Below are 15,108 nucleotides of genomic sequence, written 5' to 3'. Positions count from 1 at the left end.
GCGCAGAGCCCAGACCGACGACCAAAATCAGGCGTCAGAGACAGGGCAGTTGCTAGATATGGTGGCACCTGGGACAACGGGATAAGCCTCCTTCTTCACGCCTTCGGCCTGCCGCCGGCCATACCATGACCTTACGCTGGCAATCATCGATTTCTTTTTTTCCTGAAGTGACTTGATCCCTTCGTCGAGTTCGCCCCAATGCTCATAGAATTGGAGGAGAAATTCAGGGTTCAGGTCTTCCGGGTAATCCCATCCGTCTTCGCGGGCGTAGGCGCGCCGCGCGCGAGGACCACTTTCAAAGGCAACCGTCATGTTCGTCACTCCGCGCTCGGACGCTGGCGTCAAGCGGCTTTTGCCTGTTCCGCCTGTTTTGCAGCTTTGAGGATTTGTAGGATTTCGGCGTTCATACTGCCGTGATTGGCGGCGGCCCTCGCAGCCAGCCATGCTTTGACCTCGGGCGGAACGCGGAAGATCATCTTCGGATGTTGGTATGTAGTCATCGTCGTTACCCTTAAACCGTATATGGCTAAGTGCCATATCTAAATATGGCTGAGATGACACTCGTTGTCAAATGGCTGAGCGCCATATTAGATGCCGGATTATGACGAACCGCCCCATCCAAACACTAGATAAGTTCATCGTCCGCCTGCCGCACGGAATGCGGGATAAAATCAGCGACGCGGCGAAGGCGAACAACAGGACGATGACTGCCGAGATTGTCGCCCGACTTAGATGGAGCTTTGAGGCGGGTTTGGACTTTGCTGCTCACAACAAGGACACCAAAGCCCGCTCGGAGCAGGCGGCAAAGCGGCTTATGCGGATTGGTTTGGTCGAACCTGATACGGACCGGGTGGACGCGATTGAGAAACGCCTTGCCGACCATGAGGCGCGTGTCGCCGCGCTTGAAAAGAAGGCGGATTGATTGGTCCTATTCCACTCGCGCGCCAAGCCCCGGCATCATCGGGGTATTGGAGGATATCAGGGAGATGGAAGGAGTTGGTGGAGCCAGGCGGGGGACCTATCTCAGTTCCATTTCCCCAGTAATATCAGCGTATAACCAACTCGCGGCGCTTCACCCGTGTAGCATGTGTGTATCACACGGTATAGCCTTACAAGGCTCGACCGCCACCGGCCACGAACCTTCGCCACAAGCGGGCCCGAGGTTCGAAGAGAAACGTTCATCTCCCATTGATTGATGAGCGAGCGCAGCCGCGCCGGTACCGCCATACGGAAGTAGAACACGTCGCGGCGTCGCGTGACGCGCTTTAACGAACGGGGCATGATCAACCGTCTGGACCAGGTTTCTGTACCAGGGTCTACGGCTACCGACGGCGATGGCTGGAATGTGTAATCCGCGTCAATGGCTTATGCGGATCGTGGCGGGCCACGACCGATGAAGATGATAACTACATTTACGCCATAGCACTATGATTTGACCTACGCCTTGCTCACGGCAGGAATTTTCCAATCCGTTCGAAAGCCGTTTCGAACCGCTTCAGCGTATTTTGAACCGGTTTGCCTTTGCCCTTCCACAGCTCGGGATGCTGCAACAGATAGAGCGATGGATCATAGTGGCTGTATTCCGGGATCGTCTCCGGGAGAACGCGGAAATATGCTTCCGCTTTCTTCACGAGCCGCTGCGTCGTCGTATCTGCCGCCTCCAGTTTTTCAACCGTCAGTTCATGCTCGCCCGAGAGCGAGTAGGTGCGATTGATTAGATCGACGAAGAATGCGGGCTCGAAAAAGTCTTCCACGTCCGCCTCTTCCTTGCCGGCCACTTCCGTCGCCAAGATGATGCGCTCCTCTTCCAGCAGTTTCGACTTATGGAGGTCGTCCATCTTTCTTTTTTGGCCGCGTTCATAATCCGTCAGCACGGCTACGTTGAGCTTGTTACCGTAGAACAGGCGCACGAATGGCAGCACCTTGTCGATGCCGCCGGACGGGCACATCGCCCATTGCGGTGAAAGGTGCGTCCTCCCCGCAGCCTTCAACGCGGAAGATGCGGCCTGGAGATAAAGGATATCGCTCGGCCCCTCGACGAGGAGCGTGTTCAAGCCGATCACGAGGGTTTGCGTAACCTCAAAGCCCATCGCGCCGAAAATCGGAAAGTTGGTCTGAGGATCCGTCGTCAGGACGTCGGGACGAATTTTCGTGCCGATCGAGGATCGGCGTCCCCGCTGGTCCAGCTTCACAACGTCTTCCACGGTCCGAACGCTGGCGAGATCGTGAGCCGGAACCATGAACGGCGAATGGGTGGAGAAAATGAGCTGGTGGTGGGGCGCAATCTGCTCGGCAAAATATCGCAACAGGTCTTTTTGCGCCGTGCCGTGGAGCGTCAGGCCGGGCTCATCGAGCAGCAGAATGACATTGCCATGGCTCTTCTTGATCTGGGCAAACTTCACGAGGAAGGAAAAGAACCAGATAAACCCGGCAGAGCGCTCGGAAAACGGCACGGTTACGCCGTGCAGTCCATTCTCAACCCGAGCGCGGGCGACGGGGCCGCTGTTGAACGGAGCAGGATCGCCGGACTTCCCCTCCGAAAGCACCACCTTGATTTTCAGATCGTCATTCTGCGTCCAATACTCAAATATCTGATCCGTGATCCGCAAAGCGGCGGCTTCGCATTTAGCGTTTAGCTCCTCAAACTGCGTCGTAGCCGCCAAGTCATCCAGTGTCGTTCCAGCATATTCGAGGAAGTCAAGGAACACGCGATCTCCGCTATCGATCACGACGCCGTTCTGCTTGTCGCTGTTGAGTTGGTTAATCGACAGCTCGCCGCTCATACGATCGTAGTGCGAAAAATACATAAACTTAGGTGTGCGAGCATTCAAAGTATCAATCGCGTGCAGATGAGCTGAGTTCTTTCTAAACTTTACGATTGCCGCCAGAAGGTTTTCTTGGCTTTCCGTCCGCGTTCCGAGAGCCTGAAGCGCTTCTGCCGCTTTTTGTGTCGTCTTGGCAGCAGTGATTACCGCGCCCTCTTCCACATTCACGGCAAATGTTTTAACCAGATTATCGAGGGCTTTTCCTTCATTGATCGGCAATGTCCAGGTTATGCCTTCCTGCTCATATGTTTTGTAGATCGTGACGGTTGAGCCGCTGAGGACACCCTTCCCAAGCTCAGCCTCTACCGCAGCAATATCCGCGGTGCTCATCTCCCATTCCGTTGTCATGACCGGCGCATCACCATCGGGGTGGCGCTGGTCGTACTCCGAGAGATAACGACGCGGGTAGTTCTCGATCTTACCGTATTGTTTGAAGGCGTCGTTCGTAGAGCGCAGACCCTCAAGCGCCTTCAAAAAAGCAGACTTTCCCGCCTCGTTCTTGCCGACGAGACAGGTAGATTGCCCGATATCGACGGGATTTGAGTCAATGATATTTCGATAAGTTGTGGCGTGTGCCTTGATAAGCTTCATTGTTCTTGCCCTCAAACTCTCTCAACAGAATGTCATATGGGGTTTAGCCATCAATCTCGGCATCCGACTTCCCAGCCATCAGCGCGTTGATCCAGGCGAGGCACAGGTCGCGGCTGCGATCTGCTCTTCGGGCGTCGGTACATCCGCATCCGTGCCAGGAGCCTCGGCAGGTTCGTTTGCTACCTCCTGACCCTGACCCTGACCTTCGTTTCGATAGAACTCGCGGAACGAAGGCTCCTTCATCAGGTCGCTGACGTCGATCCGTCCTGGGTTGTTTGCCAACAAAGTACGTCCCGCATCCGTCGCCACAAACCGCCCGCGTGCAACGGCCGCTCGGCAGCATCTGTTCCCGTTCGTCATCGGTAAGCCGCAGGTTCTCGGCGATCCGGTTAGCAGCTTCGGGAACGCGGGTCTCTCCTTCTGCCGCAACACGCAGCACCGGCAGCATCAGCGTTTGATAGTCGGGGATCATTGCACCGGCATCTCGATCATTGTGATCTCCTCGCGGGTCAGGTTGTGAAGGCGGTAGACCGTTTGGTTGATCTGATCTTCCCGCGTAGCGATCTCGGCTTCGATGGTGGCGATTTCTTCCTGTAAACGGATCACGTCGGCCACGATGTGATCATCGGCGCTGATGCTGACTTTCCTCAGCTCGGCCGCGAGCTTTTTGCCAGTCATGCGGGCCGTGACCTCGGTTCGGCTGGCCAGCACCTTCCATTGGGCGAGGATGAAGGGGGCCTGATCGGGGGGTGGAAAGATGCCAGTGATAGCGGGGATGCCATCGATCAAACAGCGCAGCTCGCCCCGCTCCAGTTCTGCCGACAGCGGGACGCCGGGTTTGAGGTGTTCTTCCAGCGCGGCGTGGCGGGCCTCCAGATCGCGTGCAAGGCGCTCCTTCGCCCATTTGCGGCGGTCGGTGCCTATCAGGCGCTCGGGCGCGGCGTCCTTCAACGCATCCAGATCGGGTAGATCGGGGAAGAGCCACTCGTCCGGACGGAGCCGGATGCGGACGGAGCCAATGCGGCGGGCGATATCGTCTAGTGCCTGCCGCAGCTGGTCATTAAGCTCTTGGAGGCGCTCCGCATCGCGCGCCAGCGATGCACTGTCTTCGTCCTGTGCGTCTGGGATCGGCAGGTACTTGATGAACTGCTTGTTCGCCTCGAAATAGCCGTTGTCCTTAGGCTTCGCCGTCTTCCGAAAATAGAAGTCACAGGGCGCGGCATTGAGGGCCGCCAACGTGCTCCAGAGCGAAACGCCGCGTGCAGGCATGATGCCATTCACTCGGACATTGTTGATGTAGAACGCTCCCTCGCTATCCGCTGAGACCTGCATTGAACGCACAGTCTGCGCGACCAACAGCTTGGAAGCCTCCTGTTTGTCTAGGTTTTTCGGATAGTTGTAGGCCCACCACCCATCGTCTATGTCCATCTTGCTACTCTCTCGGGCGCGCAATTCTTCTTCGTGCCCTTTCAGATAGGCCCAGGCGTAAGGATACTGTGAGCGCATCACATTGGCGGGAATGATGCTCGGACGGTTCCCCCCGATGTCATAGGGGAACAGCAGGTAGGTATCCGTCTGCGGGGTCAAGTAGCGGCCGGCCTCTTCGCCCGAAACAAGCGGCTTCATGACCCCATCTTCGATCTCGACTACTCGGCCCCGCTTCGCACCTTTGAGTGGCTTTTCCTCGTAGCGGTTCGGCCCGAGCCGCTTCAGGTGGTAGATGTGATCCGCACTGGTCTGAATGCCGACGAAGATGTTGCGCGACACGGCGGGATCATCCAGTCGTAGGCCGCTGGCGGTAAGCTTGTCGATCAGGTCGCGCTCGGCCCCGGTGACAAGCAGCCAGCGATCCCCGAAAATCAGCCGATCATAGGGTAGGCGGATGTCGTCGGCCTCCCATGGGCTTTCCGCCACCACCCCATTCGGAGCCTGAACCACGGCCACTTCTCTATTTGGACGCTTCGAGAAGAACATGAGCGCAGTGTAAACCGTGGCCTCATCGAAAATCTGATGCGAACCGAAGTCGATCCAGCCCCACAGATGGCGGCCCTCTTCGATCACCCCGCGCAGCCCCGCGCCGTATTCGTTCATCTGCCAGACCGAGGGGGCGATGTAGCCCAGCCGTCCGTTCTCGTTTAGAAGCTGGATGCCTTTTTCGATGAAGGGCAGGTAGAGGTCAAAGTTCCCCGTCTGCGTGCTGTGATAAGCCCCGCCCTCTTCAGGGTCGCGCGAGAGGTGAGCGGCCATGTCGGCATGGACCTTGCGGAAATTCTGGAGCTTCACATAGGGCGGATTGCCCACCACCGCGTCGAACCCGCCGCGCTCGAAGACGCCGGGAAACGCGGCGTGCCAGTCGAAGGCATTGATCCGCTCCTGCTCTTCGTCGCTGTAGGGCGCGAGGGTGTTTTGGTAGAATTCCGGCCCGATCAGGCTGTTGCCGTCGCGGATGTGGTCATCGAGCGATGACAGCGGCTTGTCAGATCGCGCGGTGTGGAGCCAGAGGGCGAGCTTGGTGATCTCGACTGAGGCCGGGTTGATATCCACACCGTAGAGGTTGCGGCGGAGAATGTCGCGGATCATGGCATCCGTCCAATCCTCGCGTACCATCTTCTGACCGTGCTGGCGGCGCAGGTCTTGCAGAGCTTTCCATTCGTCGAGCAGGTAGGCCAGCGTCGTGATCAGGAAAGCGCCAGAGCCGCAGGCGGGATCGACAATGCGAATGTCGCGCAGCGTGGTTTCGTAGGCTTCGATGGCCTCCAACGTGGGTAGCTTGTCCTGTTTCTCCGAGGGCCAATCGCAAGCCGCTTTCAGGTCAGCGAGACGCCGGCCCACCGTTTCGTCCACGATACGCTCCACCACCCATTCGGGTGTGTAGTAGACGCCATCGCGCTTGCGCTTGCTCTCCTTATTGACCGATTTGCGACCTTCCTCTTCGGCTTCGAGGATTTCCAATTCGGTGATCGACTGCTCGAAGATGCGCCCGAGGGTGTAAAGGCCGATGCTGCGGTCTGGGTCGCGCTTGGCGGCTGGCTTGTGTTCGTCGTTCACGACGCCTTCGCCCCAGCTGGAGGCGTAGTTGTAGTTTGCGGAGAGATAGAGCAGCGTCAGCTTGTTGGTGGCAAGGCTCGCCTCGTTCTGCCCCTGCCCACGTTCGCAGAACATGCTGTTGGGGATGTGGAGTTGTTCCAACTCGGGATCACGGGCGAAAAGCCCGCCGTTGAACTGGTTGATCCGATGATCGCCGAAGGCACTGCCGTCATTCATTGCCATGAAGAGACGGCGCAGCCACTGCCAGATTTCCCCTCCGTTGGGATCGAAAAATTGATCGTCGGCCTGCCGGATCAGGTAGTCGCGGAAAAGCTGCGGTGGAAAGCCCAGCGCGCGGCCCATATCTTCGCAGAAGAAGACGAAGATAGCCCGGTCGAGTATTCGCTGCGCCATCCTGACAAGTCGCCCCTTGGTGCCGGGGAAACGGTCTGTATCAGGCCCATTATGCTCAAGGAGTGTACGATAGAGGTGCTCGCGTAAAGCGCGATACTCGGCATAGAAGTGGTTCTCAAGCTTGCTCTGCCGGAACCTCTGTTGCTGGATGAGCGAGAGCAGCTCAGCCCGCCCGCTCGTGCCCCGGACGATAAGCGTGTCGCGGTGGAAAAGCCGCGCGAACAGAAAGCGGTCGAAGCGTCCTTCATCGGTGTCGTCCAGCAGCGTTGCGTGCTGAAGCAAGTCCTTCTTCGCCAGCGCGAAGCTGACGAATTGGCGTTCGCCACGATCCGCCCAATAGAGGCGGAATTCGTTCATGTCCGTGACGATGGCCCAGGTCGGAATGATCGGTTCGTAGCCGAACATCCCTTTTCTGCTGGCAAATAGGTAATCGAGGCCCTGTTTGACCGGCGATCTGGAATTGCCTTTCCGCTTCTGCGGGGCATCGAGCGCGCTTTTGATGTCCTTGAACTCGACAAGCACTTGCGGGATTGGCGCGGCTTCATTTGGGGCAAAAAAGCCAAGAGCGACATCGGCTTCTCCCTTCCCGCCGCGCTGCCCCGCGCCTGCTACCGGGAACGCCGGATAAAGCGTGTATTTCTCCTCGCCGCCTTCCTGTCCAGCCTGCACATAACCCCAGGTGGCCCGGAAGACCTCCTGCAGCAGGGCAGCTTGGGCTGTAGTTTCTTTCTGTGCCCCACGCGAAGCCCAGCGTTTCAAGCGCTGATAGAGTTCGATTTCCTCGCGGCTATCCTTGAATGTTTCATATTCATGCGACCACACAGAACGCAAAAACGATTTCGAAATGAAGGAGCTCTGAAGATCGCTCATTCAGCGACGGACTTCTTCAAGACGGATGGTGAATGGATGTGACACAGATATCCTCCTCGCGCGTCGGAGGCACTATTCCTGCCTGGGCCGCCAAACTCAAGCTGGTCGGAGAGTTACCGATTAGAGGAGAGCGAATACCGCGTTGTCGCTGAACAGCTCGCCATCACGAATATAGCGGCTGAGCATTGCATCACTGGCGTGCCCAGTCTGCTGCCTGATTTTCCATGACGAGGCACCAGCCTGGGCGGCGCTGGTGGCAAAGCCGGCACGGAGGCTGTGTCCCGAATACCCTTCAGGATCGAACCCAGTAGCGGATAGGCGCTCCTTCACGATAATCGAGACGGCTTCTCCCGACAGACGCTGATCCCCGACGCGCCCGTGCCGGGTGATGCCCCTGAAGATGGGGCCGGCTTCGATGCTGGAGGCCGACAGCCATGCTTCAAGGGCGCTGACCGGGCACCACCGCGTCCGGCCATGGGGGACCCCGATCTTCCGTCCTGCCCCGGCCTGGTCCGTCTTGGACCGCCGCAATGTGACCACGAGCCCCTGGCGTACCATCTCCAGGTCTGAGACATCCAGCCCGACCAGTTCGGATCGGCGGAAGCCGCCAGCGAACCCGATCAGCAGCAGGGCGCGGTCGCGGATGTCCTTCGGCCTGTCGCCCATCGCTCCCAGCACGGCGAACAGATCATCGCGCAATAACGGCTTGGCCTGTCGCTGAGCCGAGCCGTTCCTTCGTCTGATGCCTCGAAGGGTCGCCTTGACGAGCGCATCGGTCGTTGGGCTCGACACCCGCTTCAACGCATGAGCTTTCGCCAGTGACGCCAGACGCCGGGTCAGCGTGGCCGGGGTCAGCACGTCGGCGTGGGTGGCGAGGTAAGCGGCGATCATCTCGGCCGACGCCGGGATCATGCCGCCCCAGGCAATGAAGTGATCGAGGTCGGATTGGTACGCACGCTTGCTGCTGGCCGACAGTGAGCCGTCGACCAGATCGGCCACGGAAGGTAAAATTTTACTAAAATTCGAGAGTTCGGCTGTGCAATTGATTGCACGCGGGGCTTTATGGTTCGTGCAATCAATTGCAATTCTACCGATCGGCGCGTTAATTTTCCGTTTATCGCCCGCGTTTTTCTCATTTTTTGGCTCCGATAATGGAGGGTTATCGGAGGAGAGACCGGGCGTCATCGTGCATTCCCCTTGTCCGATGACGATCCAAGAAGGCGCGCTCGAACCGCATTCAGGTGATCAAGGTTGGATCGAAAGGCATCAAGGATGGCGGTCATTCCCTCGATAGGGATGCCGGCCCACAGCAGGTCCGTCTCGCGCCCCAGCGTCTCCAGCTCATCGACCTGATCCCACTCGAACCGGTGCGTAACCGGCATGGCGTCGGTGTAGAAGGCGGCGAGATACGCGGCGTCCCTATGCCGGAACTCGGGGACGTGTCGTTCAAGGGCCGAGCGTGCATTCTGGTTCTCACGAGCGAAGGTCACGATCGCCTGACGCCCAGCCCGCGTGTGCTTGTCGAGGGCATAGGTCGGGACGCCATCCACGAACATCGTGGGTGGGACCGGCACTGATCGGCTTGTCGGCTCACTCCGTCCCCGTCCGAGCTCCTGGAGGAGCGGCGGCAGCATGAGGACGATGGGCTCGCGTGTGGCCTTCGCAGCGGCCTGTATGGCCAGTCCCGTCGCTTCTGGCAGGCCGGCATCGGTATAGGCCGTCATGAGGCCGATCAGATCACCGCCGCCGATGCGCTTCTCGGTGCCCGCTTCGAGGCCGGAGGCGAACCACGACGCCGTCGCCCTTAACGCCAATGGCTGCTCGGCATCCGTCGCAACCGCGATCCTTTCTCTGACGCTGAGCGCACCGACGGTTTCGCGGTGGCATTCCCAATCAGGCCGGTGGACCGCCGAGCAGATCAGGTAATCGCTCGACCGCTCCTTCGGTGCCGCCGCCATGGCACGGACCATCCAACGGGCGACGGTCGGCGTGTCGCCATATTGGCGACGGTAGCGGGCGTCCGTGCAAAGCCGGGTGAGGGACACCAGCAGATCGGGAGCGGCAATGCCGATGTCCTCGAACGCGATCACCATCAAACGCCGAAAGACGCCGTTTCCCCGGTGCCTGATCAGCGTCAGGATGGCACGCTCGGCGGTCTCGGCGTCACCTCGCCGGATTGCCTTGTGGACGGTCGAGCTGGCGATCCACGCATCACAGAACAGCGGCTCCATGAGCGGGAGCGATCCCGTCTCGGCGTCATCTAGCAGTCTGTCGTATTCGAATGGGTCTGTCATCATGGCCTCCTTGCCGTGGCAGGGAGGTCGAGATCGAGAGACCCCAAATTGACGCTAGCTGATGGGCGAGCGGGGGCAAGGATTGACAGTCGCAAATGCCGTAATATCCGGAAATGTCCCGAAGCTCGTATTTGCTCCCCGTTTCCCCTAGTTCGTCGACGGCCGACATGAGCTTAAACGCTCTACGCGCCAGCGTCTTCCGATCTAACCGGCGTTTGTCCTCAGAACTATCTCGGAGACAGGTGAGGCGGGCCAACTGTCCCGCCCCATTAGAGCAAATCTCTCGCGTTCAAATGGTGGTGCGCAGTGCCGGTGGATCACACCTTCGACCCGACCGGAGGGGCCTGTTTGATGATCCCGGCGTGGACAGAAGCCAGTCACAGCTTGTCCGCCAGAAGCTTCCTCATTGCGGCCTTCTCTGAAAGGGCCGCGACATAGTCCGGATCGATCTTCTTGATCAGCTCGCGCTGGGAGAGTGGGAGGTTTTCATAAATGACATGTGGGCGTTCCTTTGGCCAGTGTTTTGCGAAATTCCTCTCATATTGTTCCGGCGTCAGGGGATGCGGGGCGAGAAACTCGACCCAGACCTCGTAAGGGGCATCCAGGTCTTCCTCGCCGTGCTCTTCCCGGTGTTGCCTATATTCTTCAGCCCGACGTTCGAATAATACCTGCGCGGCGCTGAGGCGAGGCGGAGGAGGCGGAGTGTTAAAGGATCGAGCGGGAGGGGAGGTCCGGCTTGGCACGGTAGTCGATTTAGGAGGAGCCTCGCTCAACTGAGCACTACGCTTTCCCTCGATAATCTCATCGTCCGACCAGCCGCGCTCCAAACGTTTGCGGATCGTGGTGGGAGCAACCCCCTGCAATTTGGCGAGACGTGAAGCCGTGTAGGTCTCCCCGGTGCGGGAATAGTGGAAGGTCAGGGTGTCGGACTTGTTGTTATTTTGCGTGCGTTTGTCCGCCCATCGCACCTTGCCGGGGCCGTATTCGGGATCGGTATTGTCGATCCTGTCCAGGGTAGCGCCGGAGGCCGGTATCGGCCCGACATGGCGCAGGAAGCTGACGAAATCGACGAAAGCGAGGTGTACAACTGCGCCACGGCTCTTGGCCCGGCTCAGCATGTTGCGATGAGCCGTAGCCTCAGCTTTGTAGCGCTCCCGAAGGGCCATACGAGACAGCGTATCGCAATCGGCGATGTGATCGCGGGGTGTGATCGGGTTAGAGGCTTTCTCAAAGGTGAGACATGCCCCTTTTGTTTTCTTATGAGCGTGACATTGCGCCTCGGTAGCCTCGGCAAGAATGCCCGGGTTCTGCGGTTCTGCGTGGATTTTCTCATGCGACATGGGCGTCGCGCAGCTTGAGAAAGTCTTCTTGCTCAAACCGCCAGCGTTCTGGCCGGCAGCCTTCGAATTCGCCTTCACTATTTTGATCACGTGGTCGCTCCTGAGCCTGTTGCATCGGGGAAGCGCCGTAGGTAAAATTGGGGGTATTCATGTCCCTGCGCTTACTCGGCGCTTTCGAAAACCCCGCCGCGCCAACGGTGGGGTTTTCACTTTGAGTTCGTTCGAAGCGAGAGGTCTAAGGGGGGGCGGACAGTTTTTGGACGACCCATGCTTCGCTACCTGCGCGACGGGCTGATTTTGCGGAGAAGGACCAAGTGGGGCCGCGTCGTCTGCTGCGGACCTCCGCTACCACACAAACCCTTATTTTGCAGGGGTTTCAGGCGCCAATAGCTCGGCGGCCGTGTTGCAAGCGGTTTTTCAAAAATCCCCGCATTTCCTTGCTTTCCAACGTGTTGCAATTCATTCCGTGCAACACGAATGCAACACGCCAAAAAAGCGCCCCGCAACCCGAAGGTCACGAGGCGCTGACAGGACGACGGCTACGGGTTCGTCGTCCCGGCGCTCTCCGGCTGTGGTGTGGCGGCGGGGCTACCCCGCCTAGGCGCGGTCATGCTCTGGTGCCGGCGCAAGCCGCGCAGCGGTAACTGCTACCGCGATTCTGCCGGGAGTCAAACAAGCGGCTCCTTCGCGGCCTCTTCGAAGCCGAATGTGAGATCCTTCAGCACTTCATCCACATCGCTTGGGTTCCACCGGAATCCGATCGCGCCCAAAAATTCGGAATGGATCTCGCTTACCTGGTCCGGCTGGAGATCGTTTAAAAAATTTTGATAGCGATCAGCGAGGTCGTTGTCGGCCTTTTGGCTAGCGAGTTCACGTAGCTTCTGCGCAGCAGACCCATTGCGAACGTCCTCGGGATGCCTCTTCGTTTTCCGGTCCCTCCAGTCGGCGGTCTTCTCAAGTTCAAAAGACAGGACATTCGTCATCTTCTCTCTCCTCATTCGCGGCCCATAGGCGCGCGTCATCGTTGTTCCGCGACCCTTCATTGAGCCTCGGCTTGTTTGCCCTTCACGGGCGCTTCGCATGGGGTCTCGCATAATGGGTTGCGGCGAGACGATGGCCCGACATCGCCGGGCGTGTGACCGAACCGTGCGGCTATTCCGCTGGACCGTCAATCGAGGTCGGCGAGGATGCACACAAAACGTCGTCGCCGTTCGCTGTTGGTTCTGGCGGCTACATCGCCCCGCCACCTTTCGATGACGAGGCGCTGCGCACTGCCGGTGGTGGACGGCGGCGCTTCAACGCTGGTTAGGCGCCGATCTGGTTAGGTGTCGATGGCTGTGACGCCTCGACTTTGCGAACTATGAAGGGCTCGAGCGAGTCGCGCGCCCCCCAGAAGACGCCCCGCCGCTTCGGCTGGGCGCGATCTTCGTCGGTGTAAGACAAAATCAGAAAATCTCGCCACACGCGCCCATAGGGCTCTGGCACGGGGTCGAGGTAAATAAAACGCCCGCCGGTGAACTCATACAGGCCGGGACCATCGTAGCGGCCGGTTGCCGCGGTAACAGTGCCCACGGCGCTCATGCCGACACCATGTTGTTGTCGTCGGCGACAAGGAGGGCGTGGGCGGCTTCCACAAACCACACGATCCGCCCCCTGCGGACGACGGCCACGAATTCGCGGTAGTGCAGTTCCGTGCTGTACTCCACAAGGTCGGTGCTGCCGATGGCGAGGCAGAGGCGCCCGAACCGCTCTATACCGACGACATTAATCTGCGAGTCTGCGTTCACCAGGACGAAGGAACCGTCGAACTCTTCGTAAGGCTCGTCGATCTCCCAGGCCCTGAAAATCAGTATCGAGTCGTCGATCACTTCGGAATCGATGATCTCCAGTCGGGCGAACCGGGCTTCATCGTCTGCCTTGCGTGCAACGCCGTTCGTTTGTAAGTTCCCCATTTGTATTCCTCCAGGGCCACCACGGCCACGGCGGATGTAGGCATGTATCCGATAGCCTGTCAACCCGGTTCGAAAAGAAAAATCTGGGCCGAAACCTGCAGGAATCGGACATCCGAAGTAAATGGAATTGGTAAAGTGGTAAAATGGAATTGGTAATTTGGTATATGGTAAAATGGAATTGGTAAAATGGTAAAATCTAATCATAACTATGCAGTTGTCGTGTGCCGGCAGCCGGATGGCGACCGCATGGAGCGGGGCCGAGACGCCGTTTCTGGTCCGGATCGAGCTGTCCGATGACGTCCGCGCGATCTGTCGCCGCCGTCTGCGAACCAAGAGGTGGCGCAGCCCTTGGAAGAGGGAATCAGCGCCCGGTGCGGGGCTGATTACAGCCGTAGCCGAACGCCATCAATTACGCTGAAAATAACGCTCTGGATTCTCAATCACTAGGGTGCCCGACCCGAGACATAGGTGACGTTTTGTGCCGGACACATGGGTAACATTTTTGGCTTTTTGCCGGAGGTGTTGATGCCGTGGAAAGAGAGTTCGGTGATGGAGGAACGTCTGCGTTTTGTCGCCCGCCTTCTCGACGGCGAAAGCATGAGTGAGGTGTGCCGGGAGTTCGGGATTTCCCGCAAGACCGGCTACAAGATCTTCAATCGCTACAAGGACGAAGGGGTGGAGGCGCTCACTGACCGCTCGCGGCGGCCGGTGCGCTATGCCAACCAATTGCCCGAGCAGGTCGAGCGGACGCTCGTGCGGCTGAAGAAGGACAAGCCGCACTGGGGCGCGCGCAAGATCCGGGAGCTGCTGGTCAGGAAGCTGGCCGGCGACGTGCGCATCCCGGCCACGAGTACCGTGCATGCGGTCCTGGATCGGCATGGGCTTGTCGCGCGGGCCAAGAAGCGGCGCAACAGGGCCGAGGGCACGCCGCTGTCCCAAGCCATTCGGCCCAACGACCTGTGGTGCGTCGACTTCAAGGGCGAGTTCAAGCTCGGCAACGGCCGCTATTGTTACCCCCTGACGGTCTCCGACCAGGCGGCACGCTACCTTCTGTGGTGCGAAGCGCTGGAATCGACCCGCGAGGCCGGCGTCTTCGCGGCCTTCCAGCGGCTCTTCGCCGAACGTGACATGCCGGCGGCCATCAGGAGCGACAATGGGCTGCCCTTCGCCTCGCCCAATGGCCTGTACAACCTGTCCAGGCTCTCGGTCTGGTGGCTGCGCCTGGGCATCGCCATCGAGCGGATCAGGCCCGGCCATCCGCAGCAGAACGGCCGACACGAGCGCATGCACCTGACCTTGAAGAAGGAGGCGACCCGGCCGCCGGGAGCAAATATCCTGCAGCAACAGGCTCGGTTCGACGCATTCTTGAGCGAGTTCAACATCGAGCGGCCGCACGAGGCGCTCGCCATGAGGACCCCGGCCGAGGTCTACACGCCCGCGCAAAGACCCTATCAAGGCCTGCCGGAGCTGCAATACCCGTTCCACGACAAGGACATCCTCGTCACCGCATGCGGTCGCATCTGCATGCACCGAAAGAAGATCAACATCTCAACCGTCATGGCGGGCCAAAGGCTCGGCATCAAAGAAGTCGACGATGGCATTTGGATCGTCAGCTTCATGCACTATGATCTCGGATATATCGACCTCGAACAGAGAACCTTGCAGACAATCGACAACCCGTTCGGCACGCGGTTGTCACCCATGTCTTAGAGCCTGATTCAAAAGTTCAGCAATAGATCCAATATCTTGCGATGCGCCTCGTGAGCATTCGGATGCTGGCGATGAGCGTCCAGGC

Annotated in this window: 14 protein-coding genes; 2 read left to right on the top strand and 12 right to left on the bottom strand. The window is 59.1% G+C overall.

Annotated elements, in window-relative coordinates; all coding sequences use genetic code 11:
* Positions 1 to 27: 27 nt before the first annotated feature.
* Entirely contained in the window at positions 28 to 312 is a 285-nt protein-coding gene (locus VQ044_RS20345) for a hypothetical protein (protein WP_331827751.1), read from the bottom strand.
* A gap of 29 nt (positions 313 to 341) precedes the next feature.
* The gene (locus tag VQ044_RS25850; protein ID WP_442880706.1) at positions 342 to 476 is read right to left on the bottom strand and encodes a FitA-like ribbon-helix-helix domain-containing protein; all 135 of its coding nucleotides are present in this window, start codon (positions 474 to 476) and stop codon (positions 342 to 344) included.
* A 125-nt stretch (positions 477 to 601) separates the two neighbouring features.
* On the opposite strand from VQ044_RS25850, the gene VQ044_RS20340 reads away from it, so the two are divergent.
* Positions 602 to 922 carry an Arc family DNA-binding protein gene (locus tag VQ044_RS20340; protein WP_327647996.1) on the top strand — a complete coding sequence of 107 codons (321 nt, stop codon included), beginning with the start codon at positions 602 to 604 and terminating at the stop codon, positions 920 to 922.
* Positions 923 to 1,023: 101 nt separating this feature from the next.
* Here VQ044_RS20340 and VQ044_RS25845 read toward each other — a convergent pair whose 3' ends face one another.
* From VQ044_RS25845 to VQ044_RS20295, 10 genes are all read right to left on the bottom strand, one after another.
* The gene (locus VQ044_RS25845) at positions 1,024 to 1,281 is read right to left on the bottom strand and encodes a DUF6538 domain-containing protein (RefSeq protein ID WP_442873826.1); all 258 of its coding nucleotides are present in this window, start codon (positions 1,279 to 1,281) and stop codon (positions 1,024 to 1,026) included.
* A gap of 167 nt (positions 1,282 to 1,448) precedes the next feature.
* Positions 1,449 to 3,416: an AAA family ATPase gene (locus tag VQ044_RS20335; RefSeq protein ID WP_327647997.1), complete on the bottom strand. Its 1,968-nt coding sequence runs from the start codon at positions 3,414 to 3,416 to the stop codon at positions 1,449 to 1,451.
* A 43-nt stretch (positions 3,417 to 3,459) separates the two neighbouring features.
* Complete coding sequence (locus tag VQ044_RS20330; RefSeq protein WP_331827752.1) at positions 3,460 to 3,864, bottom strand: winged helix-turn-helix domain-containing protein; 405 nt, start codon at positions 3,862 to 3,864, stop codon at positions 3,460 to 3,462.
* A 20-nt stretch (positions 3,865 to 3,884) separates the two neighbouring features.
* Positions 3,885 to 7,727, bottom strand: a complete 3,843-nt coding sequence (locus tag VQ044_RS20325) for an Eco57I restriction-modification methylase domain-containing protein (protein WP_331827750.1) — start codon at positions 7,725 to 7,727, stop codon at positions 3,885 to 3,887.
* Positions 7,728 to 7,847: 120 nt separating this feature from the next.
* Positions 7,848 to 8,912: a site-specific integrase gene (locus VQ044_RS20320; protein ID WP_327648001.1), complete on the bottom strand. Its 1,065-nt coding sequence runs from the start codon at positions 8,910 to 8,912 to the stop codon at positions 7,848 to 7,850.
* Positions 8,909 to 10,021, bottom strand: coding sequence for a hypothetical protein (locus VQ044_RS20315; RefSeq protein WP_327648002.1), 1,113 nt, complete (start codon positions 10,019 to 10,021; stop codon positions 8,909 to 8,911). Before VQ044_RS20315 ends, VQ044_RS20320 begins: the two co-directional genes overlap by 4 nt.
* Before the next feature lie 377 nt (positions 10,022 to 10,398).
* Positions 10,399 to 11,451, bottom strand: a complete 1,053-nt coding sequence (locus tag VQ044_RS20310; RefSeq protein ID WP_327648003.1) for a hypothetical protein — start codon at positions 11,449 to 11,451, stop codon at positions 10,399 to 10,401.
* A 578-nt stretch (positions 11,452 to 12,029) separates the two neighbouring features.
* Positions 12,030 to 12,344 carry a hypothetical protein gene (locus VQ044_RS20305; protein ID WP_327648004.1) on the bottom strand — a complete coding sequence of 105 codons (315 nt, stop codon included), beginning with the start codon at positions 12,342 to 12,344 and terminating at the stop codon, positions 12,030 to 12,032.
* Positions 12,345 to 12,666: 322 nt separating this feature from the next.
* Positions 12,667 to 12,942, bottom strand: a complete 276-nt coding sequence (locus tag VQ044_RS20300) for a hypothetical protein (RefSeq protein WP_327648005.1) — start codon at positions 12,940 to 12,942, stop codon at positions 12,667 to 12,669.
* Positions 12,939 to 13,313 (bottom strand): hypothetical protein, encoded by a 375-nt coding sequence (locus VQ044_RS20295; protein WP_327651105.1) that lies wholly within the window; start codon positions 13,311 to 13,313, stop codon positions 12,939 to 12,941. The genes VQ044_RS20300 and VQ044_RS20295 overlap by 4 nt, the downstream gene beginning before the upstream one ends.
* A gap of 525 nt (positions 13,314 to 13,838) precedes the next feature.
* Here VQ044_RS20295 and VQ044_RS20290 point away from each other — a divergent pair.
* Positions 13,839 to 15,023 carry an IS481 family transposase gene (locus VQ044_RS20290; RefSeq protein ID WP_327650327.1) on the top strand — a complete coding sequence of 395 codons (1,185 nt, stop codon included), beginning with the start codon at positions 13,839 to 13,841 and terminating at the stop codon, positions 15,021 to 15,023.
* The last annotated feature ends 85 nt before the right edge of the window (positions 15,024 to 15,108 follow it).

The organism is Aurantimonas sp. C2-5-R2, from assembly GCF_036549495.1.
GTDB lineage: Bacteria > Pseudomonadota > Alphaproteobacteria > Rhizobiales > Rhizobiaceae > Aurantimonas > Aurantimonas coralicida_A.
The sequence above is the reverse complement of the archived record's forward strand: the minus strand, read 5'-3'. Positions and strand labels throughout refer to the sequence as shown.